This is a genomic window from Micromonospora sp. NPDC051543 (assembly GCF_044454415.1).
Lineage (GTDB): Bacteria > Actinomycetota > Actinomycetes > Mycobacteriales > Micromonosporaceae > Micromonospora.
In genome coordinates, this window is the sequence record NZ_JBITDT010000008.1 from 60,025 (window position 1) to 84,015 (window position 23,991).

Consider the following 23,991-nt stretch of genomic DNA (forward strand, 5'->3'; position numbering starts at 1 on the left):
GCGCCCCACGACGGGAGAGACGATTGACCATCCGACTGAGCCGCAGGACCGCCCTCGGACTGGGCACGGTGACCACCGCCGGTACGGTGCTCGCCGTGACCACTCCGGCCAGCGCCGCCGAGGCGACACCGACCACCCCCGCGCAGGCGGCCCGGCGGGTCGCCACCGTCTTCGGCCGCCACCGCGCCGAGGCTGGCGGCAACTGGCAGGCGTACGTCAGCGTGGCCGACCCGGCGGGCACGCCGGTCGTCGCGGTGGCGGCGGACGCGGACCGGACGATCGAGGCGTACAGCGTCAACAAGATCGCGGTCGCCACGGCCGTGTTGGACAAGGTCGACCGTGGACTGCTGACGCTGGACCAGCGGGTCGAGGTGACCGCGGCGATCGTGGTGCCCGGTGGTGACGGCATCTTCAGCCTGGACGGCGCGTACCCGAGCAGCGTGACGCTGGGGCACGTGCTGGCGAACCTGCTGACCGTCTCGGACGACACCGCCGTACGACTGTGCGGGCTGGTCGCCCCGGCCGCCGAGATCAACTCGATCCTGGTCGCCAAGGGCTTCCCGAACACCCAGGTCGAGCCGGTCGCCAACCCGAACCGGTTCTTCCTCGGCACCAGCACTCCCCGGGAGACGCACGACCTGCTACGGGCCCTGGTCGCCGGCACGCTGCTCTCGCCGGCCTCGACAACGCACCTGCTCGGGCTGCTGCGCTCCCCGGTGGCCTTCACCGACGGGATCCGTCGCACCATGTCCTCCGACGATCGGGCCCGCATCGCCACGAAGGCCGGCTGGTTCGCCGACGCCCGGCACGAGGCCGGTGTGATCTTCGACCGGTCCGGCGCGGCGGTGCTCACCTACGCGCTCTTCGCCGACGGGCAGGCCGACCCGGACAACTTCGGCGCGACCCATCCGGCGGTGCGGGCGCGGGCCGCCATGGGTCCGAGGTTCCTCGCCGCGGTGGACCGCCTCGGGGGCGCGGGCACCGCGTACCGGACGACCGTCCAGCGGCCCAGCAACGGCGGCTGACTCCGCTGCCGGGTCGGTCGTCGGGGGGACGACCGGCCCGGTGCGGGCGACCGCCGGGGCGGGAACCTCGCGGGGGAACTACCGTGTAGTGCGGGACACGGCGGAGGGACGGCGATGACGCCAACGGAACGCACGGACGGGCAGCGGTCGCTCGGGCGACGGATGCGGGCGACGGCGGGACTGGCCGCGCTGGCCGGCCTGGCCTGGATGGCACGGGACGTGCCGGCGGCACTGGGCGGGCGACTCGCCGGGGCCCGGGCCGAGCGGGCGGCCCGCTCGCCGCAGTTCCGTGACGGCACGTTCCACAACCAGGCCGACGTCCGCACGATGGTCGCCGCCGAACCGGGTCGTAACCTGGTCCGGGAACTGATCTTCGGCAAGCAGAAGCGCCGCCCCACCGCGCCCGTGCCGCTGCTTCGGCCCGGCGCGTCGCCGGCCGCCGACACCGCCGACGAGCTGAACATCGTCTGGTACGGCCATGCCTCGGCGCTGATCGAGATCGAGGGCCGGCGGGTCCTGCTCGACCCGGTGTGGAGTGACCGCTGCTCGCCGTCCGGCGCGGTCGGTCCGCGTCGGCTGCACGAGCCGCCGGTGGGCATCGACGAACTGCCCCCGCTCGACGCCATCCTGATCTCCCACGACCACTACGACCACCTGGACATGCCCACCGTGCGGGCGCTGGTCGCCGGGCAGTCGGCGCCGTTCGTGGTGCCGCTCGGAGTGGGCGCCCACCTGGACCGCTGGGGGGTGCCCGCCGAGCGGATCATCGAGCTGGACTGGTCCGAGTCGCACCGGGTCGACGGGTTGGAGATCACCGCCACCGCCGCCCAGCACTTCTCCGGTCGCGGGCTGCGCCGCGACGGCACGCTCTGGAGCTCCTGGGTGGTCGCCGGGGCACGACGCAAGGTCTTCTACACCGGTGACTCCGGCTACTTCGCCGGGTACGCGGCGATCGGCGCCGAGCACGGGCCCTTCGACGTCACGCTGATGCAGATCGGCGCGTACGACCGGGCCTGGCCGACCATCCACATGTTCCCCGAGGAGGCGGTCGACGCCCACCTCGACCTGCGCGGCGGGCTGTTCATCCCGGTGCACTGGGCGACGTTCAACCTGGCCCTGCACGACTGGTCGGAGCCGGTGAACCGGCTGTGGGCCGAGGCGAAGGCCCGGGACGTGCGGCTCGCCGTTCCCCGCCCGGGTGAGCGGGTGGTGGTCGACGACCCGCCCGCCGTCGACGGTTGGTGGCAGTCCGTCGCCTGAGGTGGCGGTCCGTCGCCGGAGACGGCAGTCCGTCGCCGGAGGCGGGGTCAGAGCACGAAGGCGTCGGTCCAGAGCGCGCCGGAGCGACCGGAGAGCGCGTCCAGCATGGCGACCGCCTGGCCGTCGGTGAGCTGCGCGACGAAGTCCACGATCGCGCGTCCCCGGGCGCGGCCGATCCGGTGCGGCGTACGCGGGTGCAGCTCGGCCTCGGCCAGCTCGACCAGGTCGTGCAGCCGCCGGGGTAGGCGGGACTCCTCCTCCGGGTCGAGCAGCCACTCCCACAGCGCCTCCACCAGGGTGCCCAGGAGTCGGGCCTGACCACGCTGGTGCAGGGCCAGGTCGGGGCGGGCCAGCACGAACCGGTGGTGGACGAACTTGAGCACCTGGACCTCGTGCCACTGCGCGCTACCGAGCAGCACGTGCCCGGAGCGCACCGACGGCTGGTCGGTCACGGTGACGGCCTCGACGAAGCGGGTGGACCAGCGGGCGGAGAACCGCGCCACGTACTGCTCCGCCTCGATCGAGCCGTCGAACGGCAGCGCGAGCAGCCCGTCCACCAACTCCTCGCGGACGTGCTCGACGGCGGCGGCGAACGCGTCGTCGTTGGCGACCCAGGCGTCCTTGCGGTGCAGTTGCCGGCGGAGGCGCTCGATGGCCGCGCCGGGTCGTCGGGCCGAGGTGGCCAGCGCCCCGTCGGTGATCGCCCGGAAGTGCCCGACCTCGCGCTGCCAGGCCATCAGCTCGGCGGACACCGCGCCCTGCTGGAGCACCCCGACCCGGTAGAAGTCCTCCACGTCGTGGATGGCGTACGCGATGTCGTCGGCGGTGTCCATGACGGACGCCTCGACGGTCTGCTGCCAGTCCGGAATGCGGCCAACGAACGGCTCCCGGGCCTGCCGCAGGTCGTCCAGCTCGGTCCGGTACGCCCCGAACTTCAACGAGCCACTCTCCGGGTCGTCCGGCGGCGGGGTGGCGCCCCGCGGCGGCGGGTCCAGCAGGCGCGGGTGAGGGTCGGGGTAGTCCAGCCGCGTCCACGGGTACTTCAGCATCGCCGCGCGGACCGCGGCGGTCAGGTCCAACCCGGTGGTGGCGGCGCCCCGGATCTCGGTGCTCGTGACGATCCGATACGACTGCGCGTTGCCCTCGAAGCCGTCGGCGAGGCCCAGACGCTGGCGGGCCAACCGGTCGAGCACCCGCTCCCCCAGGTGGCCGAACGGCGGGTGGCCGAGGTCGTGCGCGAGCGCGGCGGCCTCCACCACGTCGGGGTCACAGCCGCCGAGCTTGTCCAGCAGGTCACGCCACCTGTCGTCGGCCGTCAACCGCTCGGCGATGGCGCGGGCCACCTGGGCGACCTTGAGGCTGTGGGTGAGCCGGTTGTGCACCAGCAACCCGGAGCCGACCGGGCTGATCACCTGGGTGACCCCGCCGAGCCGGGCAAAGAACGGCGAGCCGACGATCCGGTCCCGGTCGGCGCGGAACGGGTTGGCCGTGAGGTCGCCGAGAGCCCGGGCGCTGCCGCCGAAGAGCCGTCGGGCGCGCGGCTCCGCAGGTGATTCCATGATCGCCACGCTAGCGCAGGCCCGGTGGGGCCGGTCGAGGGATCGACCCGGCCTGCGCGCCGGGGCGCGGCGGAGCGACCTGGCCGGGCGCGGCGACACTCACCGGGGCCGCCCGGCAGAATGCAGGCGGTAACCGCTCTTCGAGGGCGGATCGAGTCGAAGGCGGATCGAGATCGTGACCCAGTCTGTTCATCAGCGGATCGCCGACGAGCTCGGCGTGGCCGAGCGTCAGGTGCGGGCGGCCGTGGAGCTGCTCGACGGCGGCGCCACCGTGCCGTTCATCGCCCGCTACCGCAAGGAGGCCACCGGCCTGCTCGACGACACCCAGCTGCGCACCCTGGAGGAGCGGCTGCGCTACCTGCGGGAGCTGGACGAGCGGCGGGCCGCCGTGCTGGAGTCGATCCGCGGCCAGGGCAAGCTGGACGAGGCGCTGGAAGCACAGATCATGGCCGCCGACTCGAAGTCGCGGCTGGAGGACATCTACCTGCCGTACAAGCCGAAGCGGCGGACCCGGGCGCAGATCGCCCGCGAGGCCGGCCTCGCGCCGCTGGCCGAGACGCTGCTGGCCGACCCGAGCCAGGACCCTCGGGCCACGGCCGCCGGGTACGTCGACGCGGACCGGGGTGTCGTCGACGCCGCCGCCGCGCTGGAGGGCGCGCGGGCGATCCTCATCGAGACCTTCGCCGAGGACGCCGACCTGATCGGCACGCTGCGCGAGCAGATGTGGTCGCGGGGCCGGCTGGCCTCCCGGGTACGCGATGGTCAGGAGACGGCCGGCGCGAAGTTCGCCGACTACTTCGACTTCTCCGAGCCGTACCCCAAGCTGCCGTCGCACCGCATCCTGGCGATGTTCCGGGGCGAGAAGGAGGGCGTGCTCGACCTCACCATGGAGTCGGAGGAGGCCGGCGAGGCCGACGCCGTACCGACCGGTCCGACCCGGTACGAGGCGATGATCGCCGGCCGGTTCGGCGTGTCCGACGCCGGGCGTCCCGCGGACCGGTGGTTGACCGACACGGTCCGCTGGGCCTGGCGTACGCGCATCCTCATCCACCTCGGGGCCGACCTGCGGATGCGGCTGTGGCAGGCCGCCGAGGAGGAGGCCGTACGGGTCTTCGCCACCAACCTGCGCGACCTGCTGCTCGCCGCGCCGGCCGGCACCCGGCCGACGATGGGCCTGGACCCGGGCCTGCGGACCGGCGTGAAGGTGGCCGTGGTCGACGCCACCGGCAAGGTGGTCGCCACCGACACCATCTACCCGCACGAGCCGCGTCGGCAGTGGGACGCGTCGATCGAGACCCTGGCCCGACTGGCCGGCGCGCACGGCGTGGAGCTGGTCGCGATCGGCAACGGCACCGCCTCGCGCGAGACCGACAAGCTGGCCGGTGACCTGATCAAGCGGCACCCGCAGCTCAACCTGACCAAGGTGATGGTCTCCGAGGCCGGCGCGTCGGTCTACTCCGCCTCCGCGTACGCCTCGCAGGAGCTACCCGGGATGGACGTGTCGCTGCGCGGCGCGGTCTCCATCGCCCGTCGTCTCCAGGACCCGCTCGCCGAGCTGGTCAAGATCGACCCGCGCTCGATCGGCGTCGGCCAGTACCAGCACGACCTGTCCGAGGTGAAGCTCTCCCGGTCGCTGGACGCCGTCGTGGAGGACTGCGTCAACGCGGTCGGGGTGGACGTGAACACCGCGTCCGCGCCGCTGCTGACCCGGGTCTCCGGGATCGGGGCCGGGCTGGCCGAGAACATCGTGCTGCACCGGGACTCCAACGGGCCGTTCCGGTCGCGGACCGAGCTGAAGAAGGTGGCCCGGCTCGGGCCGAAGGCGTTCGAGCAGTGCGCGGGCTTCCTGCGGATCCCCGGCGGCGACGACCCGCTGGACTCGTCCAGCGTGCACCCCGAGGCGTACCCGGTGGTGCGGCGCATCCTCGCCAGCACCGGGCAGGACCTGCGCGCGGTGATCGGCAAGAGCGCGATCCTGCGCGGGCTGCGGGCCACCGACTTCGTCGACGACCGGTTCGGCCTGCCCACCGTCACCGACATCCTCGCCGAGCTGGAGAAGCCGGGCCGTGACCCCCGGCCGGAGTTCCGCACCGCCACCTTCGTCGAGGGCGTGGAGAAGATCGGCGATCTGACGCCGGGCATGGTGCTGGAGGGTGTGGTCACCAACGTGGCCGCCTTCGGCGCGTTCGTGGACGTCGGGGTGCACCAGGACGGCCTGGTGCACGTGTCGGCGATGTCCCGGACGTTCGTGAAGGACCCCCGCGAGGTGGTGAAGTCCGGCGACGTGGTCAAGGTCCGGGTGCTCGACGTGGACGTACCCCGAAAGCGCATCTCACTGACCCTGCGCCTGGAGGACGAGCCGGCCGCCGGTGGTCGGACGAGCCAGGAGGGGCGTGGCGGCCCGGCGCAGCGCGGACCGCAGGGTGGTCGCGGGGGCCAGGCCGGCCAGGGCGGGTCCGGCGGTCGCGGCGGGTCCGGCGGGCAGGGTGGTCGCGAAGGCCAGGGCGGTCGTGGTGGCGGGCAGGACAGTCGTGGCGGCCAGGGCGGTCGTGGCGGCGGGCAGGGTGGTCGCGGCGGGCAGCAGCGGCAGGGCGCACCGGCGCCGGCCAACGATGCGATGGCCGAAGCCCTGCGCCGCGCCGGCCTGGCCTAACCCGCTCAGCACGTCAACCCCACGCCGCCTGCGTCGATCTTGCACTTACTGTCCCGACATAAGCTGGCATTCCGCCTATCTCGACGACAGAAACTGCAAGATCGACGCAGGCGGAGGCGGGGCGGGGCGGGGCGGGGGCGGGGCGGGGGCGTCGCGTACCGTCGGCTTTGTGAACGAGCCGGACGGCCGGACGTGGCGGGAGCAGCAGCAGCGGGCGGTGCGCGCGCATGCCGACGCGGACGCGCGGCGGCGGGCCGCCGAGCAGGCCGAGGCGGCGAAGCTGGTGGCCTGGTTCGTGGCCGAGGCGACCCGGCGGGGACTGCGCACCACCCGGCTGGTCGCCCGGGGTTACGACGGGCGCGGGCGCTACCGGACCAGGCTGAACGGCTGGTACGTCGACCGGGCCGAGACCCGGGCGGTGGACGTGGCCGGCCGGTTCCACCTGCTGACCGTGCCCGGAGGTCTGCGGGCCCGGCTGTTCGGCGCCGACCCGGAACCCAGCCCGGCGCCGTTGGTGGTCGGGTCCGGTGGACGCGACGGCGAGTCGATCCCGTTGCGGACGCTGCTCACCCGGTTGCTGGACGACGGGACCGGCGAGCCAGACCCCACCACCAGGCCTGCTGCACCACGAGGGTGAGCAGGCCGGCCAGGACGATCGCACTCAGGTTGATGACCAGTTGGAGTGCCGAGCCGCCCGCTTCGTCCCATACTCCGTAGGCGGCAGCCACCGCCACGTTCGCCGCGGCCGGGACCGTCGTCACCGAGATCAGCACCCCGACCAGGCTGCCGGACTTCTTCGACGTCAACGAGAGCATCCCGGCCACGCCGGCGAGGAGACCGACCACCCAGGACAACGCGTCCGGCCGCCAGATGAAGTCGGTGAGTGGGCGTTCGGCGAGCAGCATCTCCCGACTGACCAGGCCGGCTGCGGTCAGCGCCCAGGTGCTCAGCACGGTCGCCACCATGGCCGCCATGAAGCCGACCACGAGAGCCTGCACCGAGCGGCCGATCACCCCGAGCCGGCGGCGCAGCAACGCCACGCACAGCGCGGCGAGGGGGCCGAACTCCGGACCGACGACCATCGCCCCGACGATGAGAATCGGCTGGTCCAGCAGCACCCCGATGCCGGCGATCATGGTGGCCACCACGATCAGTACGAGGTACGTGCCGGACAGTTCCGTCTGCTCGCCGGTCTTCGCGGCGATCTCGTCCCAGACCACCGCGTCCGCGCCACTGCCCGGCGCCCGGTCCGCCGCCCGGTCGGCCGCCGCGGAGATGGTCAGCTCGATGTCCTCGGCCGCGATGCCGCCGCTGGTGTCCACGCCGATCCGCCGCAACTCCCGCAGCACGCGGTCCGCGCTCTCCCGCACCACGTCGCAGAGGATGAGATCGCCCGGCGGTTGCCGGGCGGCACCCGGCAGCACGGCGAGGTGAGTCACTCCTGCCTCTGCTGAGAGCAGGTCGACGACCTCCGTCGACCTGCTCTCCGGGGTGATCACCCTCAGGTGCAGCACGCGCCATCCCCTCGCCGGTCCGGCCGGTGCTTCCCGCGCCCGACCGGCCGTCGCGACTCTACAGCTCGCCCCGTCGAGGCCGGGAGCTGCACAAGGCCGGGGCCACAACGGGAGCCTCGGCCTGGTCGGAGACCGCGATGGACTCACCCCGCTCGGGCGGTGGCCGGGCGCCACCAGTCTGGACGAGCTGCCCACTTGGAAACGTACTGCAGCGGGTCAGCGCCGTCGGTGGCTCTCCACCGCCTCGCACAACGCCTGCTCGACCCGCTCGGCTCCGGCGGCGACGGAGAAGACCCGGTCGTAGTGCGCCCGGCCGGCATGACCGAGCAGCTCGAGCTTCTCCCGGCCCAGGCCGCAGAGTTCCCGTAGAGCGTCGGCGATCGAGTCGGGGTCACCGGGTCGGGCGGTGATGCCCGCGCCGCTCTCGTGCGCGACGGCGGCGGCGTCCCCCTCCGCGGCGACCAGCAGGGCCCGCCCGGCAGCGAGGGTGGCCTGCACCTTGCTGGGCATCGTGTACGCCGACATGCCGCCGGGTCGCAGGCTCACGTAGTGCGCGTCGCCGGTGGCCATCAACGCGGGCATCCGCTCGCGGGGCAGCCGCCCGAGGAACCGCACGTGTGTCGCGTTCAGCTCTTCGGCCCGACGGCGCAGCCGCTCCTCGGTGGTGCCGGAGCCGGCGATCAGGCAGACCAGTCGCGGATCGTTGATCCGGGCGCAGGCGTCGATGAGCGAGTCGAGCCCCTGCGCCTCACCGAGCGTGCCGGCGTACACCAGCACCACCTGGTCCTCGCGGAGCCCGAACTCGGCGCGCAGGTCCGCGACGCCCGTCTGCGGCGTCTCGTCGGCCCACACCGGAATGTGGACGAGCTTCTCCCGGGGTACGCCTCGGCTGGCGAGCAGGTCGGCGGCGCTGGGCGAGACGTAGGCGACCCGGCCGGCGCTGCGGTACATCCCACCGCACCAGCTGGTCATCCCCCGCTCGATCATCCGGGACACCCGGTCGGGGCCGATGAAGCCGCTGGCCACCGCGCTGTCGGGCCACAGGTCCAGCACGTGCAGCAGCACCGGCACCCGCTGGACGTACCGGGTGAACCACATCGGCAGGGCGACGCTGATCGGCGAGTTGCCGACCCAGAGGGCGTCCACGCCGCGCAGCGCCGACGTGCCGGACACCAGCGCCGAGGCGGCGAAGGAGCCGTAGTTCGCCAGCCGGCGCAGCGCGGAGCGGTCATGGCTGGGATAGAGGGCCACCCGGCGGATCCGGGTCGTCCCGTCGACCTCGTCGAGCCGACGGGTCACCCGGTAGCCGGGCGCCAACTCGCCGGTCGGATAGTTGGGGAACCCGGTGAGGACCTGGACCTCGTGTCCTCGGCGGACGAGAGCCCGAGCGAGCATCCCGGGGAGCGCGGCCGCGCCCGGCTCCGGGTCGAACCACTGGCTGAGCATGCCGATCCGCATGGGCTTCACCTCGCTGCCGAGCCGGCGACCGGACGGGCGGGCTGGTCGCCGTCGGCCTGCCACAGTGTCGCCAGCGAATCCTCGAGGTCGTGTGCGGGCGCCCACCCGAGCACCCGGTTCGCGCGCTCGATGTCGGCGCACATCCACGGCACGGCGGCTGAGCGATCGGCGTCCGGCGCGAAGCTGCCGTCCCGGATGTCGCCGGTGAAGCCGGACACCTCCGCCAGCAACCGGACGACGTCGCGCGTCGCCACCGCCCTACCGCTGCCCACGTTGAAGACCCGGGCGGGCCCCGGGCGGCAGTTCGCCGCGGCGAGGACCGCCGAGGCGACGTCCCGGACGTCGACGAAGTCCCGGTACGTGTCGTGCAGGCCCACGGCGATGTCCTCCGACCCGGTGGCGACCGCCGACCTCACCATCGCGGTCACCCGAGTGAGCACGTTGCCCGCCGGCATCCCGGGCCCGACCGGGTTGAAGATGCGCAACACCATCGTGTCGAGTCGGCCCGCCCCGCCGGCCAGCTCCGCCAACCGCGTGGCGGCCAGGTGGCTGAGCCCGTACTCGCTGATGGGTGTGCCCTGGTACTCCTCACTGACGGCGAGGCCGTGCGGCACGGTGCCGTACTCGGCGGCCGAGCCGATGCGGATCAGGCGGGCTCCGGGGGCGGCGGCGGCCACCGCTTCGATCAGCTTCGCGGTCGCCACCACGTGCGCCTGCACAAAGTCGTGCCCGGAGCCGACGATCCGTCCGGCCGCCGTCACCACCGTGTCCGGTCGCTCCCGGGCGATGAGCGCGGTCAGCTCGCGCAGCTCGACCCGGACCAGGTCACATTCGGCGCGGGTGATCGACCGGACGGTGGCGTGGGCGGCCAGCGCCGTCCGGATGTGCCGGCCGAGGAATCCACCGGACCCCAGGAGCAGGACCCGGTTCATCGCCGGTGGGCGGAGTCGTGGTCGACGCTCGGCTGCGCGGGTGGGTTACCGGTGAACTCGTGCCAGGTGGCCGCGCCCGGCGCGGAGATGCCCTGGCGACCGAGCACCACCCAGATCGTGGCCAGGACGATCCGCAGGTCCAGCAGGAAGGAGCGGCGGTCGACGTACTCGACGTCGTAGGTGAACTTCGCGTCCCAGTCCAGCGCGTTGCGGCCCCGCACCTGGGCCAGCCCGGTGATACCCGGTCGCACGTCGTGCCGTCGGGCCTGTTCCTGGTTGTAGAGGCTGAGGTAGCGCACGAGGTGCGGGCGGGGACCGACCACGCTCATCTCGCCCCGCAGCACGTTCCAGAACTCCGGCAGCTCGTCGAGGCTGCTGGCCCGCAACCAGCGGCCCACCCGGGTCAGACGATCCGCGTCGCTCACCAGCCCTCGATCCGGGTCGGGGTGACGCATGGTCCGGAACTTGACCACCTCGAACAGCTCACCGTGCAGCCCCGGGCGGGTGTGCCGGAACAGCACCGGCCGCCCGTGTGTCACCAGCACGACCAGGCCCACCACCGCCAGCACGGGAGCGCCGAGAACCAGAACGAGAAGAGCGCCGAGGACGTCGAGAAGCCGCTTCCAACGATCATAGGGTCGCCGTGTCGCAGTGCCTTCCCGAAGTGTTTCCCGACCGGTCGTCAGGTCGGAGGCACCGGGGGTCGGGTGCGCCGCGTGGAGAGCAACTTTTGGCATGGAGTACGCATACCACCTTTCCGGAAGGCCAACTCCGTCTTTAGCGCTAACGACTTCGGCGCGTCGACAACGCGGGGCCGAACGGATATTTTGGCAACGCCGAACCTTGTTCGCATATTTGCCGACGGCCACCACGGAAGGTCGAACGCGACTCCAATTCCGTTTAGCGGAAGAGGTCACGGTGCCACTTTTCCGCGCGTAGGGTCGCGTTCGACGAGAATCCGATTCCCGAGGATGGCCCCCCGGGAAACAGGCAGGAGAAGATGTGGTTTCCTCGCTTTCGGACCGGCGATTCCTGATCACCGGTGGCACCGGATCCTTCGGCCAGACGATGGTCTCCCGACTGCTCGACGCCGGGGCCGCCGAGGTGCGCGTACTCAGCCGGGACGAGTCGAAGCAGGACGCGATGCGGCACCGCCTCGGCGACGATCGGGTCCGCTACTACGTCGGCGACGTCCGCGACTACGACAGTGTGCTCAAGGCCGCGCGGGGAATGGAGTTCGTCTTTCACGCCGCGGCCCTGAAGCAGGTCCCCTCGTGCGAGTTCTTCCCACTGGAGGCCGTCCGCACCAATGTGCTCGGCAGCGCGAACGTGGTGGACGCCTGCGAGCGCGTCGGCGTCGAGGCGCTGGTGCTGTTGAGCACCGACAAGGCCGTCTATCCGGTAAACGCGATGGGCATGACCAAGGCGCTCATGGAGAAGGTCGCGCAGGCGCACTCCCGCAACAATCCCCAGGCGCGTACCCGGGTCTGCTGCGTGCGCTACGGCAACGTCATGTACTCACGCGGATCGGTGATCCCGCTGTTCATCGACCAGATCCTGCGCGGCGGCCTGCCGACGGTCACCGAGCCGTCGATGACCCGGTTCCTGATGTCCCTGCCGCAGTCGGTCGACCTGGTGGAGCACGCCTTCCGGTACGGCCAGCCAGGCGACGTCTTCATCCGCAAGGCCGACGCGTGCACGATCGGCGATCTGGCCACCGCGCTGTGCAACCTGTTCCGCGTCCCGGCGAAGTTCAACGTGCTCGGCATCCGGCACGGGGAGAAGCTGTACGAGACGCTGGCCAGCCGCGAGGAACTCGCCCACGTCGAGGATCTCGGCGAGTTCCTTCGGGTGCCGGTGGACAGTCGGGACCTCAACTACTCCCTCTACTTCGAGGAGGGTGACGTCGAGAGCGGCAACATGGCCGACTTCCACTCGCACAACGCCCGGCGGCTGTCCGTACCGGAGATCGAGGCGCTGCTGCTGACGCTGCCCGAGGTACGGGCGCAGGTCGAGGCCGCGGCGGCGGTCGTAACGGCATGAACACCGGCACCGGCGGCCGGCGACCGGAGTTCGTCCCCCGCCGACGCAGCGGCCTCGGCGAGGACGAGCCGCGCCCGACGCGACGGGTCCTCGTCGTCGGCGTGACCGGCATGCTCGGCCACGCTGTCCTGCGGGAGCTGAGCGACGATGCGGACCTCGACGTCCACGGCGTCGCCCGGAGCATCGAGGACCGCGCCGGGTGGTACCCGCCGCGCCTGCTCGACCGGATCACCCCGGCCGTCGACGCGACCCGCTTCGACGAGGTCCGGCAGATCGTCGACGACCTGCGGCCGGACGTCGTCGTCAACTGCGTGGGGGTGATCAAGCAACGGCCGGACGTGCAGGACGCGGTGCAGACGGTCACCCTCAACGCGCTCTTTCCCCATCTGCTCGCCGAGGCCTGCGGGCATCTCGGCAGTCGCCTGATCCACGTCAGCACCGACTGTGTCTTCTCCGGCCGGCGGGGCGGCTACGTCGAGGACGACCTGCCGGACCCACCAGACCTGTACGGGCGGTCGAAGCTGCTGGGTGAGGCGCGCGGGGTCGCCGCGCTCACCCTCCGCACCTCGATCATCGGGCACGAGCTGGTCACGAACCGCTCACTCGTGGACTGGTTCCTCTCCCAGCAAGGCCAGGTACGCGGTTTCACGAGGGCCATCTACAGCGGCGTGACGACCGTCGAGTTCGCCCGACTGCTCCGGACGGTGATCCTGCCCCGGACGGAGCTGGCCGGGCTCTACCACGTCGCCGCCGAACCGATCTCCAAGTACGACCTGCTCCGCCTGATCGCCGAGGTGTACGGGTGGCCCGGTGACATCGTCCCGGACGACGAGTTCACCTGCGACCGGTCGATGAACGCGGACGCCCTCGCCAAGGCCACCGGATACCGGCCGCCGCACTGGCCGGACATGATCCGGGCGATGCACGCCGCCAGGGCCCGCTGGGCTGACGAAACGGCCCAACCGGGCCTACAGGACCTGCCTCGCTGAGGGCGGTCCCCCCAACGACCGCGGGCGACGCCGGCGGCCGGACTTCAAAGGACATCACGTGGGAAACCGGATGGGCCAACTGGGCCTACTCGTCGTCGCGACGTGTCTGGTGGTGATCACCACCATCGCCGCCATCACCGCCCCGCTTGTCGCGACCGGGTTGGTCGCGCTGGTGCTGCTGCTCGCCTTCAGCCGGCGGGTCGACGGATGGCGGTGGATGCTGACCCTGACCGTCGGGCTGCTGGTGTGCGCCTCGTCCAACGTGCCGGCGCTCGTCGAGGCCAGCTTCTACCCTCGGTACGCGGCGGTCAGCGGCCTGGTCCTCTGGGGCCTCTGCCTCCCGGTCCGGACGACGGCCCGCAGCGATGCCTGGACCAGCGTGTTCGTCGGAGCGCTCTGGGCGATGGCCGGTCTCGCCACGGTGAGCTTCGCCTGGTCGGTGGTTCCGATGGAGACCCTCCAGCGAGGCGTCGCGCTGCTGCTCCTGGCCGCCCTGGTGCACGTACTCGTTCGGCGTCGATGGCCCGATCGTGCGGTCATGATGGCCGACCTGCGCGTGGTCTACCTGGTCCTCACCGCGTCCATCGTGGTCAGCCTCGGCATCGGGTTCGTCGACGGCACGCTCGTCGCGGCGACCTCCAGCGTCACGCGGTTCCAGGGCCTCTACAACAACCCCAACATGCTCGGCATCGTCTGTGCCCTGACGATCCCGCTGGGCTGGGCCGTCCACCGGCAGTCCCGGCGGCCCGTCACGCTCCTCGGCATGGCGCCGGCCGCCGTCAGCCTCCTGTTGTCCCAGTCGCGTACCGCGCTGATCGCCGTGCTCGTCGGCGCGCTCTGGCTCGTGGTGCGCCACGGGCTCGGCCGGGTGGTCCGGGTGGCCGCCGGGGCGACCGCCCTGCTGCTGGTGGCATACCTGCTCAACCTGCTGCCCACCATCTTCGCCGCACCCTGGATGCGCCAGTTCGTCATGCGCTTCACCGACCCCACCGGCGGCGACCTGTCCAACGGGCGGACCCAGATGTGGCAGACGACCATCGACCTGTGGTGGCAGAACCGCCCCACGCTGGGCTTCGGGTACGCGTCGCGGAATCACCTGTTCGAGCTGGCCAGCGCCGACGAGTTCTTCGGGACCGCCGGCGTCAGCGTGGTGCACAACAGCTACCTCCAGCTACTGCTGGAATTGGGGCTCGTCGCGGTGCCACCGCTGGTGGTGCTGCTGGTGGCCGCCGGGCGGGTCGCGGTGCGGGCCCCGGTGCGGCGGGCCGACGCGGGGTTGGTCTGGCTCGTCGTCACCGGCCTGCTGATCCAGGTCACCGAGTCGGCCATGTTCGGCACGGGCCAGACCTATCCGTACGTGTTCTGGACCGTGGTCGCCGCCGCGCTGCTGCACCTGCCGAAGGACCGGGCACCCGCCGGCCGGGAGGCCGCTCACGCCAACCCGCCCCACGCGGAGGCGCGCCGGCAGCGGGCCAGCATGTTCGACGACGCCACGCCGCGCCGACCCACCGTCCTGCTGCGCTGAGTGCCTGCCGGCAGCGCCGATGGGCACTCCGGGATACTCGGGCGGTGCGTTCGGCCGGCGGGCGTCGCCTCAGTCGCCCCGGCCCGCCGTCACGAAGGCGCTGACCCGGTCCCGCCAGGCACGGTGGTCGAACGACTCCCGGGCCCGCGAACGGGCAGCGCCGCTCATCGCCGTCCACTCCTCGTCGCGCAGCCGCAACGCCCGCTCGATGGCCGCCCGGACGTCGTCCGGGCCGTTGCCGTCGAGCACCAGACCCTCGATGCCGTCGTGGACGTAGGCGGCCAGGTCACTCGTGTGGTTGAGCAGCACCGGGCACCCGGCGGCGAGGCTCTCCGGCACCTTGGACGGAAACCCGTTTGCCGCGTACCCGCCGGTGGGGCGGACCAGCATCGAGAAGTGCGACTCCGACAGGAGGGTCAGCACCGTCTCGCGCGGAACGCGGCCGAGGAACCGCACGTCGGCCGAGACGGCGTCCAGCACCGTCATGTCCAGGTCGGAGTGGGCGGCGGCGTCCCGCGCGCTCACCCCGGCGATCGTGAGGCTGACCCGCCGCTGCTGCTCCGGGTTGAGCCGGCTGAGCCCCCGCAGGATCACGTCGAGCATGTCCTTGCGCCCGGGTGTGCCGGCGTAGAGCAGGCGCAGGCCCGCGCTGATCGGGGGTGGTTGCGGCGCCCGGAACTCGTCGCAGTCCACCTGCGGCGGCACCACCAGCACCTCCAGGCCGTGGCCCGTCAGGTAGTCGGCCAGCGTGGTGGAGACCGCCGTGGCCCGATCCACGAGCCGGGTCGCCAGGAACGTCGACCAGCGGTGCCGGACGAAGTACGGGGTGAGCCACCCGCGGCGGAACTGCCGTCGGTCGTGGCGCTCGCTGGCGTCCACCACCACCGGGCAGCGCAGCACGAGGCGCAGGGTCGCCCAGTTGCCGAGGGTCAGCAGGGCCATCGGCAACAGCACGACGCTCACGTCACCACGATCCACGCGGGCCCGGCGGACGGCCCGCAGGACCCGCAGCGGCCGGGCCAGCCGGGCCGACGCGCGGGTGAGGTGGTGCCGACCCCGGGTCCGCAGGGTGACCAGGTCGATGCCGGCCGCGCCGAGCTGCCCGGCCGGAAAGGCCACCTCGCAGGGCCAGTCATTGACGACGAGCGTGCGCGCACCCTCGGGCGCGGCGCAACGGGCGAGTTGCAGCAGCCGGTTCGAGGTGGCGTCCCCGTACGGGAACGCGTACGCGCCCACCAGCAGTGGACGCGGCCGGGCGGCCCGAGCGGTCGACCCCGGCGCCGGTCGCGGTTGCCGGCCGAGCACCGTTGTCTGATCGTTCATCTCTCTCCCCGTGTCGAGAAGGCGGGCGGCTGGGGCCGCGCCGGGCGGTGCGGGCGGCTCGACACCCACCGGCGGTAGATCGCCAGGTGGGTGGTGACCGCCGTGTCGATGGCGAAGACGCTGCGCGCGAACCGTTCCGCCGCCGTCGAGGCCGAGGTCTGCTCGGTGTACGTCGCCGCGGCGCACACCGCGTTCGCCCACTGCCTCGGCGCGGCCTCGGTGTCGACGATGGTCACGCCGGGCAGATGCTCGTTGATGAAGCGCACTCCCGGCAGGTCGGCGGCCACCGTGCCGATGCCCAGGGCGACCGGCTCCAGCACGCCCCCGGGCATCCCTTCCAGGCAGGACGGGTGGACGACCACGTCGGCCTGGCTCAACAGCCCGCCCACGTCGTCGCGCGGGCCCAACAGGTGTACCCGCTCGGCGAGACCGGCGGCGGCCGCCGCCGCCCGGACGCGCTCGTCGTCGACGTCGTCGCCCGGCCCGACGAGGACCGCGTGGGCCCGCACTCCCCGTGTCTGCAACTCGGCGAGGATCGGCGGCAGGAGCCAGCGCCGCTTCTCCGGCGATGCCCGGCCGACGCTGACGCAGACCAGATCGGCCGGGCGCGCGCCGATCAACTCGCGTAGGTCGTCCTGACTGGGGCGGCGCAGCCGGTCGAGGTCAAGTCCGTTGAGCACCACCCGGCAGCGGGGATCGTCCGGCCAGCGCGGGTCGTAGGCGACGGCGAGCGAGCTGGGCGAGACGCCGAGGATGTCGGTGGCGAAGACCCGCAGCAGCCGTCTGAAGACCCAGCGGTAGACACGCCGGCGCAGATCGCGGTGCTGGTTGTCGTCGCCCCGGAAGTGGGCGACGCGGACGGGCACCCCGCGGAGGGCGGCGAGCGCGAGAAGCACCCCGGAGAAGTTGGCGCAGTCGACGTGCACCACATCGGGGCGTACCCGCCGCAGCAGTCCGAGGAAGCGGGCGGCGAAGCGGAGGTCGAGCGGGATCGGGGTGACCGTGCCGCCGTGCCGGCTGACAACCCCGGCCAGCGGGCCGGGCCCGATGTGGTCGCTGAGCGTCGCGAGGTGCACCTGGACGCCGGCGGCCCAGAGACGGGGCAGCAGTTCGGCGGTACGCATCTCGGTGCCGCCGAAGTTCAGCTCGCCGACGACCCGCAGCACCCGGCACTCCCCGGTCACGTCGACGCTCCCCTGGTGACCGCCCGCCGGTATCCCACGAACACGGCCGGCCACATGGTGAGCACGTACGCGACACAGGCCGCCACCGGCAGGCCGGCGAGCCCGAACCGCCGCAGCGCCCAGACCTTGAGCGCCGTCGCCAACAGCAGGAACGCGGCCCAGCCGACGAACTGCGGCCGGAGCAACCCGATGCTGTTCTGCACCAGGATCAGCGGTGAGGTGACCGCGATCAGGAGGGACCAGCTCGCCAGTCCGACCAGGACCGCGACGGGGATCTCGGTGCGGTCGATGCCGCCCACCCACAGGTCGATCAGCCGGTGGCCGTAGCCGACCAGCACGACCCCGACCGCCCCCACGATCCCCCCGTAGAGCAGCACCATGCGGCGCGTGTTGCGACGCACCCAGGCCACCTCGCCCCGCGCCAGAGCCGCGCCGTTGACCGGCCAGACCGTCATACCGACCAGCCCGACGAAGATCGAGAGGACGCCGAACAGCTTCCCCACCACCGCGTAGTGCGCCGCCGTGGTGGCCCCGAGGACGTTCGCGACGAGCGGGCTGTCCACGTTCAGCGCGATCGCCGACATCGTGGTGAGCGCGAAGAACCGCAGACCCAGCCGGAGCAGGCCGACCGCGGTGGCCCGGTGCACGAGCTTCGGGCCCGGCCGCCGTCCGCGATCCTGCAACCAGAAGTACGTCACGCAGTTGAGCAGGTTGGTCACCGGCACGGCCAGCACCGCGCAGGCGATGACCGCCAGTGGTCGCCACCCGGCGGCGATGGCGCCGAGCACGGCCGCCATGCCCGACAGCGCGCCGGCCGACTGCCAGATGTTGCTCTGCACCACCTGGCCACGGGCGTACTGGACCCGCTGGACCAGCGAGAGCGGAATGTTGACCGCGAAGGCGCCGAAGCAGAGCAGGACCAGGGAGGGCGCCTCCGCGGCGACACCGGGGTCGGTGACGTTGAACAGCCCGGCCCAGGACACCACGGGTACGACGAGCACGAGACCCGTGAGCAGCGCGAGCGCGACCACACCGAGGGTGGCGAACGCGCTGGAGACCTCCCGGGCCTGTTGCTTCGGGTCGTCGGCCAGGTGACTGAGCCGGGTGAGCAGCCCGTTGCCCAGTCCCAGATCGGCGAACCAGGCCATCCCGGTGAGGGCGGTGACCGCCATCCAGAGGCCGTACCGTTGGTCACCGAGGAACCGGAAGCAGGCCGGGGTGATGACCAGCGGGGCGGCCAGGCCGATGCCCTTGGCCACCATCGCTGCGGCGATGCCCACCGTGACGGAGCGATCCCGATCCTTCGACGCCGCCGAGGGCCGCTCGCCGGGCGCGAGCGTGATTCCGGTCGGCGGCGCGGCCACCGGCACCCGGGCCAGCGGCTCCGGTACGGCCCGACTCGCTGCCCGGGTCACCGAGGCGCGGCGGCTACGGCGCGCTCGGCGTCCAACCGACCGGCCATCCACTCGACCGTCGCCCGCAGGCCCTCCCTACGGGCGACAGGCGCGACGCTCGGAAAGAGGTGCCGCAGCGCGGCGTTGTCGGCGAGGGAGTGCGCGACATCGCCGGTGCGTGGCGGCGCGTACTCGCGGACGATCGGTCGGCCGCACAGCCACTCGAGCTCGTCGAGGACCTGCAGCAGGCTGGCCCGCGCGCCAAACGCGAGGTTCACCGGGTGAGGGTGGTGAACCCGGCGGCGGACCGCGTCCAGGATGACGTCGCAGACCGTACCGACGTACGTGAAGTCACGCGACTGCGTCCCGTCGCCGTGCAGCACCGCGGGTTCGTCGCGTAGAGCGGCGTGCACGAAGCGGGGAATGACGGCCGCGTACGCGTGGTCGTGTCGCTGCCCCGGGCCGAACACGTTGAAGAAGCGGAAAGCCACCGTCGGCAGCCCGAACGACGCCTGGTGGGCCAGGGCGTACGCCTCGGTGGCGAGCTTGCTGGCCGCGTACGGGCTCATCGGGCGGGTCCAGGTCAGCTCGGTCTTGGGCAGGGCCGGGTTCATGCCGTACACCGACGAGGAGGAGGCGACGACGACGTGCGCGACCCGGTGTCGTCGGGCCGCCTCCACCACCATGAGGGTGCCGGTGGCGTTCGCGTGGTGGGAGGCCAGCGGGTCACTCAGCGACCGGGGAACGCTGGGCAACGCGGCCAGGTGGACCACCGCGTCGCGGCCCGTCATCGCGGCGTCCAGGGCCGCCGCATCCAGGATCGAGCCCTCGATCAGCTCGACGTCCAGACCGTCGAGGTTGGTCCGCAGCCCGACCGAGAGGTCGTCGAGGACGGTCACCCCGTCGATGCTGGGCTCGACCATCGCGGCGCGGGCCAGATTGGACCCGATGAAACCGGCTCCGCCGGTGATCAGAATGCGCATGAAATCCCCCGTTTACGGCAAATCACCTGTTCATCGAGTGAACACGGGCCGCGTGACGGCGACGGCGGAAAATTCACCCTGTCCGGGTGCTGACCGAAAATGGTCACCCCCATTTCCACGGCGCACAGTGAGGTTCATCGTCATGCGTTCGCGGCGGAGGTGCCGACCATGTCCGAGTTGATCGTCTACCGGTCCAACGCCCTGATGTCCGTCAGATCCCGCTTCGACAGCACGAGGGACCTGGTGATGCCGGCCAACCTGGCGTACGCCGAGGCGATGGTCGGCATGTGGCACTCGGGCCTGCCCCAGGTCACCCTGGTGCCCTCGACCGCGACCGACGCCCAGGTGTGGCCGGTGATGTCCGCCGTCGGGACGAAGATCCACGACACCTCCGACGACAACTGCCCGATCAACACCAGCTGGTCGTACGTCGGCGGCAACCACGGCTACAACGTCGGCAACCAGATCGTCGTCACCAACCACGGCAAGACGACGGTCGACGTGGGCTCGCAGTGGACCGACGGGACCCGCACCTTCACCCTGCTCGCCATCACCAACGCGGACAGCCTGCTGTTCGGCAACCCGTACACGATCGTCGACGGCATCGCGCAGGGCGCCCGGGTCAAGCCGGGCGCGCCGCTCACCCACCTCTCGGGGGCAACCCACACGGCGACCGTGCCGATCACGGGTCTGACGCCCGACGTGCAGATCCGCCCGGCCACCCACTCCCACACGGTGACCGTCGAACTCGACGGACGACCGGTGCCGGACGGCCGGTTCACGGGGCAGGAGCTGACCATCCGCGAGTCCTACCTGATCCCGTCCTACCAGGGGATGATCGACACCGCACGGGCGAACGTCGGCACACCCATCGCCACGATCATGTCGCGGATCCCGTCGCTGTGCCGCATCTCGAACGTCTACCGCTGGTCGCAGGGGGGTCTGCTGGTCGGGCAGACGGTGGCCGCGTTGGAACGCTTCGCCCTGAACGCCGGGGTGACCCAGTGCCATCCGTTGACTCCGGTTGCCGGCGGCACCCGCCGGCAGTTCATGCCGAACGTGGGCACGGCCGGCGGTCTGAGCTGGTCGGTGTGGGCGAACCTCGACACGTTGCCCGCCCTCACTGACATCACCCCGTCGGCCCTCACGAACCGGCTCATGCCGGCGAGCAGCATGACCCAGTGGGTGGTCGACAGCGGCCAGGTCCAGCAGTGGGGCATCGCCGTCGGTCTGCTGCCCGTCGCCGACGGCGTACCGGAGATCCGGTCCCGGCACACCACGGCCAAGAGTTGGTTCATCAGTTCCAGCCTGAAGAAGAACTATCCGCAGTTGGTGTGGGGTCGCATCCTGGAGGCGGGCGAGTCCGTGACCGGTACCGCCTATCGGCGCTACCTGGCGCCGCCCGCGGCGGCCACCGAGATCGTCGTGTCGGACTCCGCCAACGACTTCGTGATGATCGAACGGGTCGAGCCGGTCACCCAAGCCCAGATGGCGGCACCGCAGCTGTTCCAACGTTTGCTGGTACCGGCCGGGCCGACGAATCTCACCGTGCCGGACCGGGTCGCGGTGGCCGGCATCTCGTACACCATGCCAGTGCCCACCGGGTACGGCATGTGGCGCGCGGAGGCCGGCCCGGCGCAGGTGGGGCCGCTGCCCGGAACGACCTGCCCGCGCGGCAGCTACTTCCTGGCCCTCGCCGGCCCGACCCAGGACGTCACCTACGCCGGCACCTATCAGTCGCTCCTGCTGCATCCGGTGTACCTGGCGGAGCCCACCCCGGTCGACCGGGTGTGCGTCGAGGTGACCGTCGCGGGCTCGGGGGTGCTGCGACACGGCGTGTACGCCCACGATCCGGCCACCGGTCGTCCGACCCTCCTCGGCCCGATCGCCGACTTCGGCAGCGTCGCCGTCACGTCCGCCGGGGTCCAGGAGTCGGTGCTGAGTGTCCCCGTGGTCCTGCCCGCCGGCTGGCACTGGTACGGGCACGTGTGGCAGACCAGCGGCGTCACACCGCCCACGTTGCGCGCCAGCAGCACCGGTGTCGCCACCGGCCTGAATCTCGGCACCAGTTCGGCGGCGATGACCGGCGACCGGTTCGGTTACGAGGTGACCGGGACGACCGGCGCGCTGGGGGCCATCACCATCGCCGGGGTGCACCAACTGCCGCCACCGCGGGTCGCGTGCCGGCGTGCCTGAGCGGGCCGGCGGGGCTCAGACCGTGGTCACCCCGTAGATCTTCTTCATCGCCTCGTGCTTCTCCGGGACGGGGAGGTGCCCGATGCCCAGCGACTTGGCCTGCAACCGTTCGAGGTACTCGTCGGTGGTCCGCAGTGGGCGCGCCGGGACACCGGCCGCCACCGTGTTGTCGGGGATGTCGCGCGTGACGATCGAGCCTGCCCCGATGACGCACCGGTTTCCGATGGTGACACCGGCCAGGATCATCGACCGCATACCGATGTACACGTCGTCGCCGATCGTGATCGGGGCGGTCCAGTCCAGGTCGGGGTGGTCCTTGCGCAGGATCAGCGTGCCGCCGTCGTGGGTGACGAACTGCACCTCGGAGGTGATGTAGACGTTGTCGCCGATGGTGATCAGCCATGGCTCCGAGCCGAACATCGCCCGGCTGATCCCATAGAACCTGACCCGTCCGTTCAGCTTCACCCCCAGGGACCGCGCGAAGGCCTCGGGATTCCGGGTGGCGGCCAGGTGGTCCGAGACTCGTCGGACCATCGTGCGAAGGCGACTGGGCACCTGCTGTCCTCGCTCATCGGAGCCGACCGGCGTGGCGGACGGCGGACCCGCCCACGCGGACCCGTCACTGCAACGAACCAGTTCCAGCCCGGGTGACGCGGTCGCGGCCAGCCGGATCAGCCGCAGGGGCGCGGCCAGCCGGATCAGCCGCAGAACTGTCGGGCGTGGTCCAGCACGTTGGGTTCCTGGAGCTGTTGTCGCCAGAGTCGGTAGCGCCGACCCGCGGCCTCCTTGGCCTCGGCGCGCTCCCCGGCGGACCGGTCGGCGAGCCGGTCGAGGGTCTCGCTCAGGCCCGCCGCCGACGCCGGCCGGACCACCGCTCCCCCGCCGGTCGCGATCAGGTCGCTGAACGGCGTCGCGTCGGAGCAGACCACCGGGCAGCCGGACGCGAGGCTCTCCAGGATGACGTGCCCGTAATTCTCGCCAAGTGTCGGAAAGAGGAACGCGTCGTAGCGGCTGAAGGCCGCCATCACCTCGTCCGCCGCCAGTTCCCCGAGGTAGCGGACCCGCACATGGTCGGGCATCGCGTCGATGAGTCGTCGGCAGCACGCCCAGTACTGCTCGTCCTCCCGCGGACCGTAGATGTCGAACTCCAGCGGGCGCGTGGCGCCGGCGACCGCCTCCAACGCCCTGGTCAGGTTCTTCATCGGGGAGATCCGGCCGACGAAGACCAGCCGCAACGGCCCGTCGTGCGCGACGGCTCGGGGTGCCGGCTGTTCCGGGATGGGGCACTCGTTGCCGTTCACCATGATCTGCGCCCATGGCATGTTCGCACGGATCTGGTCCTCCTCCAGCCGGCTGCAGGCCTGCCACCGCACGTCGAGCCGGCGCAGCAGCGGGGCCCAGACCGCGAGGAAGAGCCGCTTCTTGCGGGCCTTGATGGCGAGCGCGCCGGGCGAGAGTTCGCCGCGCGGGGCCAGCATGACCGAGCGGACCCGCACCAGTCGCAGCGCCACCGCCAGGATCGGCAGCACGGAGAAGAGCGACCAGAGGCTGTTGACGTAGATCAGGTCGAGTGGGCGGGACCTGACGTGCCGCGCCAGTCGTACCCAGTGCCGCAGCGCGAACGCGCCGAGATAGAAGATGGCGCAGCGGTCGTCGCGGCGTACCAACCGCCCGGACAGGCCCGGGTACGGTGTGGACGAGCAGAGGTCCCGGTCGCCGGTGACCAGGGTGACGTCGAGGTCGTCCGGCAGGGTGTCGAGGATGAACCGCAGCGAGCGGATCGGCCCGCCGCCACGAAAGCCCGGCTCGAACACGCGGGCGGTGGCGAGCACCCGGTACCGCGTCGTGGTCGTGGATCGCGCCGTGCCGCTCGGCGTTCCGGTGCTGTCGGGCGGACGCGTCATTGCCAGCTCGTTCACCTTGGGCTCACCTTCCGAAATCCTGTTCCGGCGT

At 71.9% G+C, this 23,991-nt stretch carries 19 protein-coding genes; 8 read left to right on the forward strand and 11 right to left on the reverse strand.

Features of this window, described 5'->3' with window-relative positions:
* Window positions 1–23 precede the first annotated feature (23 nt).
* Together ACIA3K_RS16275 and ACIA3K_RS16280 are read left to right on the forward strand one after the other, a co-directional pair.
* Window positions 24–1,025 (forward strand): serine hydrolase, encoded by a 1,002-nt coding sequence (locus tag ACIA3K_RS16275; protein WP_396801837.1) that lies wholly within the window; start codon window positions 24–26, stop codon window positions 1,023–1,025.
* 114 nt (window positions 1,026–1,139) lie between these two features.
* Window positions 1,140–2,285 carry an MBL fold metallo-hydrolase gene (locus ACIA3K_RS16280; RefSeq protein ID WP_396801839.1) on the forward strand — a complete coding sequence of 382 codons (1,146 nt, stop codon included), beginning with the start codon at window positions 1,140–1,142 and terminating at the stop codon, window positions 2,283–2,285.
* A 47-nt stretch (window positions 2,286–2,332) separates the two neighbouring features.
* Here ACIA3K_RS16280 and ACIA3K_RS16285 read toward each other — a convergent pair whose 3' ends face one another.
* Window positions 2,333–3,844, reverse strand: a complete 1,512-nt coding sequence (locus ACIA3K_RS16285) for a deoxyguanosinetriphosphate triphosphohydrolase family protein (protein ID WP_396801841.1) — start codon at window positions 3,842–3,844, stop codon at window positions 2,333–2,335.
* Between the two features lie 175 nt (window positions 3,845–4,019).
* On the opposite strand from ACIA3K_RS16285, the gene ACIA3K_RS16290 reads away from it, so the two are divergent.
* Window positions 4,020–6,497, forward strand: a complete 2,478-nt coding sequence (locus ACIA3K_RS16290) for a Tex family protein (protein ID WP_396801843.1) — start codon at window positions 4,020–4,022, stop codon at window positions 6,495–6,497.
* Window positions 6,498–6,666: 169 nt separating this feature from the next.
* A complete protein-coding gene (locus tag ACIA3K_RS16295) occupies window positions 6,667–7,134 on the forward strand; it encodes a hypothetical protein (RefSeq protein ID WP_396801845.1) in 468 nt (155 codons plus the stop codon).
* On the opposite strand, the gene ACIA3K_RS16300 is transcribed toward ACIA3K_RS16295, so the two are convergent.
* The 4 genes from ACIA3K_RS16300 to ACIA3K_RS16315 form a co-directional block, all read right to left on the reverse strand.
* Entirely contained in the window at window positions 7,064–8,011 is a 948-nt protein-coding gene (locus ACIA3K_RS16300; RefSeq protein WP_396801847.1) for a DUF389 domain-containing protein, read from the reverse strand. The two genes, ACIA3K_RS16295 and ACIA3K_RS16300, sit on opposite strands and share 71 nt — an antisense overlap.
* A gap of 216 nt (window positions 8,012–8,227) precedes the next feature.
* A complete protein-coding gene (locus ACIA3K_RS16305) occupies window positions 8,228–9,469 on the reverse strand; it encodes a glycosyltransferase family 4 protein (RefSeq protein ID WP_396801849.1) in 1,242 nt (413 codons plus the stop codon).
* 5 nt (window positions 9,470–9,474) lie between these two features.
* Window positions 9,475–10,401 carry an NAD-dependent epimerase/dehydratase family protein gene (locus ACIA3K_RS16310; RefSeq protein ID WP_396801850.1) on the reverse strand — a complete coding sequence of 309 codons (927 nt, stop codon included), beginning with the start codon at window positions 10,399–10,401 and terminating at the stop codon, window positions 9,475–9,477.
* Window positions 10,398–11,087 (reverse strand): sugar transferase, encoded by a 690-nt coding sequence (locus ACIA3K_RS16315; RefSeq protein ID WP_396802141.1) that lies wholly within the window; start codon window positions 11,085–11,087, stop codon window positions 10,398–10,400. Before ACIA3K_RS16315 ends, ACIA3K_RS16310 begins: the two co-directional genes overlap by 4 nt.
* Window positions 11,088–11,403: 316 nt before the next feature.
* Between ACIA3K_RS16315 and ACIA3K_RS16320 the strand changes: the two genes are divergently transcribed.
* Genes ACIA3K_RS16320 through ACIA3K_RS16330 form a run of 3 tightly spaced genes read left to right on the forward strand, consistent with a single transcriptional unit; the run spans window position 11,404 to window position 14,958 of the window.
* Window positions 11,404–12,444 (forward strand): polysaccharide biosynthesis protein, encoded by a 1,041-nt coding sequence (locus ACIA3K_RS16320; RefSeq protein WP_396801851.1) that lies wholly within the window; start codon window positions 11,404–11,406, stop codon window positions 12,442–12,444.
* Window positions 12,441–13,433, forward strand: a complete 993-nt coding sequence (locus tag ACIA3K_RS16325) for a dTDP-4-dehydrorhamnose reductase family protein (RefSeq protein ID WP_396801852.1) — start codon at window positions 12,441–12,443, stop codon at window positions 13,431–13,433. The genes ACIA3K_RS16320 and ACIA3K_RS16325 overlap by 4 nt, the downstream gene beginning before the upstream one ends.
* A gap of 58 nt (window positions 13,434–13,491) precedes the next feature.
* Complete coding sequence (locus ACIA3K_RS16330) at window positions 13,492–14,958, forward strand: O-antigen ligase family protein (RefSeq protein WP_396801853.1); 1,467 nt, start codon at window positions 13,492–13,494, stop codon at window positions 14,956–14,958.
* 69 nt (window positions 14,959–15,027) lie between these two features.
* On the opposite strand, the gene ACIA3K_RS16335 is transcribed toward ACIA3K_RS16330, so the two are convergent.
* The 4 genes from ACIA3K_RS16335 to ACIA3K_RS16350 are packed head-to-tail and all read right to left on the reverse strand — an operon-like array spanning window position 15,028 to window position 19,842.
* Window positions 15,028–16,281, reverse strand: a complete 1,254-nt coding sequence (locus tag ACIA3K_RS16335; protein WP_396801854.1) for a glycosyltransferase — start codon at window positions 16,279–16,281, stop codon at window positions 15,028–15,030.
* The gene (locus ACIA3K_RS16340) at window positions 16,278–17,465 is read right to left on the reverse strand and encodes a glycosyltransferase (protein ID WP_396801855.1); all 1,188 of its coding nucleotides are present in this window, start codon (window positions 17,463–17,465) and stop codon (window positions 16,278–16,280) included. The genes ACIA3K_RS16335 and ACIA3K_RS16340 overlap by 4 nt, the downstream gene beginning before the upstream one ends.
* Window positions 17,462–18,880, reverse strand: coding sequence for a lipopolysaccharide biosynthesis protein (locus tag ACIA3K_RS16345; RefSeq protein WP_396801857.1), 1,419 nt, complete (start codon window positions 18,878–18,880; stop codon window positions 17,462–17,464). Before ACIA3K_RS16345 ends, ACIA3K_RS16340 begins: the two co-directional genes overlap by 4 nt.
* The gene (locus ACIA3K_RS16350; RefSeq protein WP_396801859.1) at window positions 18,877–19,842 is read right to left on the reverse strand and encodes an NAD-dependent epimerase/dehydratase family protein; all 966 of its coding nucleotides are present in this window, start codon (window positions 19,840–19,842) and stop codon (window positions 18,877–18,879) included. The genes ACIA3K_RS16345 and ACIA3K_RS16350 overlap by 4 nt, the downstream gene beginning before the upstream one ends.
* A 168-nt stretch (window positions 19,843–20,010) precedes the next feature.
* Between ACIA3K_RS16350 and ACIA3K_RS16355 the strand changes: the two genes are divergently transcribed.
* Window positions 20,011–22,038, forward strand: coding sequence for a hypothetical protein (locus ACIA3K_RS16355; protein WP_396801861.1), 2,028 nt, complete (start codon window positions 20,011–20,013; stop codon window positions 22,036–22,038).
* Between the two features lie 15 nt (window positions 22,039–22,053).
* On the opposite strand, the gene ACIA3K_RS16360 is transcribed toward ACIA3K_RS16355, so the two are convergent.
* Together ACIA3K_RS16360 and ACIA3K_RS16365 are read right to left on the reverse strand one after the other, a co-directional pair.
* A complete protein-coding gene (locus ACIA3K_RS16360) occupies window positions 22,054–22,572 on the reverse strand; it encodes an acyltransferase (protein WP_396801862.1) in 519 nt (172 codons plus the stop codon).
* A 164-nt stretch (window positions 22,573–22,736) separates the two neighbouring features.
* Window positions 22,737–23,957 (reverse strand): glycosyltransferase family 4 protein, encoded by a 1,221-nt coding sequence (locus tag ACIA3K_RS16365; RefSeq protein WP_396801864.1) that lies wholly within the window; start codon window positions 23,955–23,957, stop codon window positions 22,737–22,739.
* Window positions 23,958–23,991: the final 34 nt, after the last annotated feature.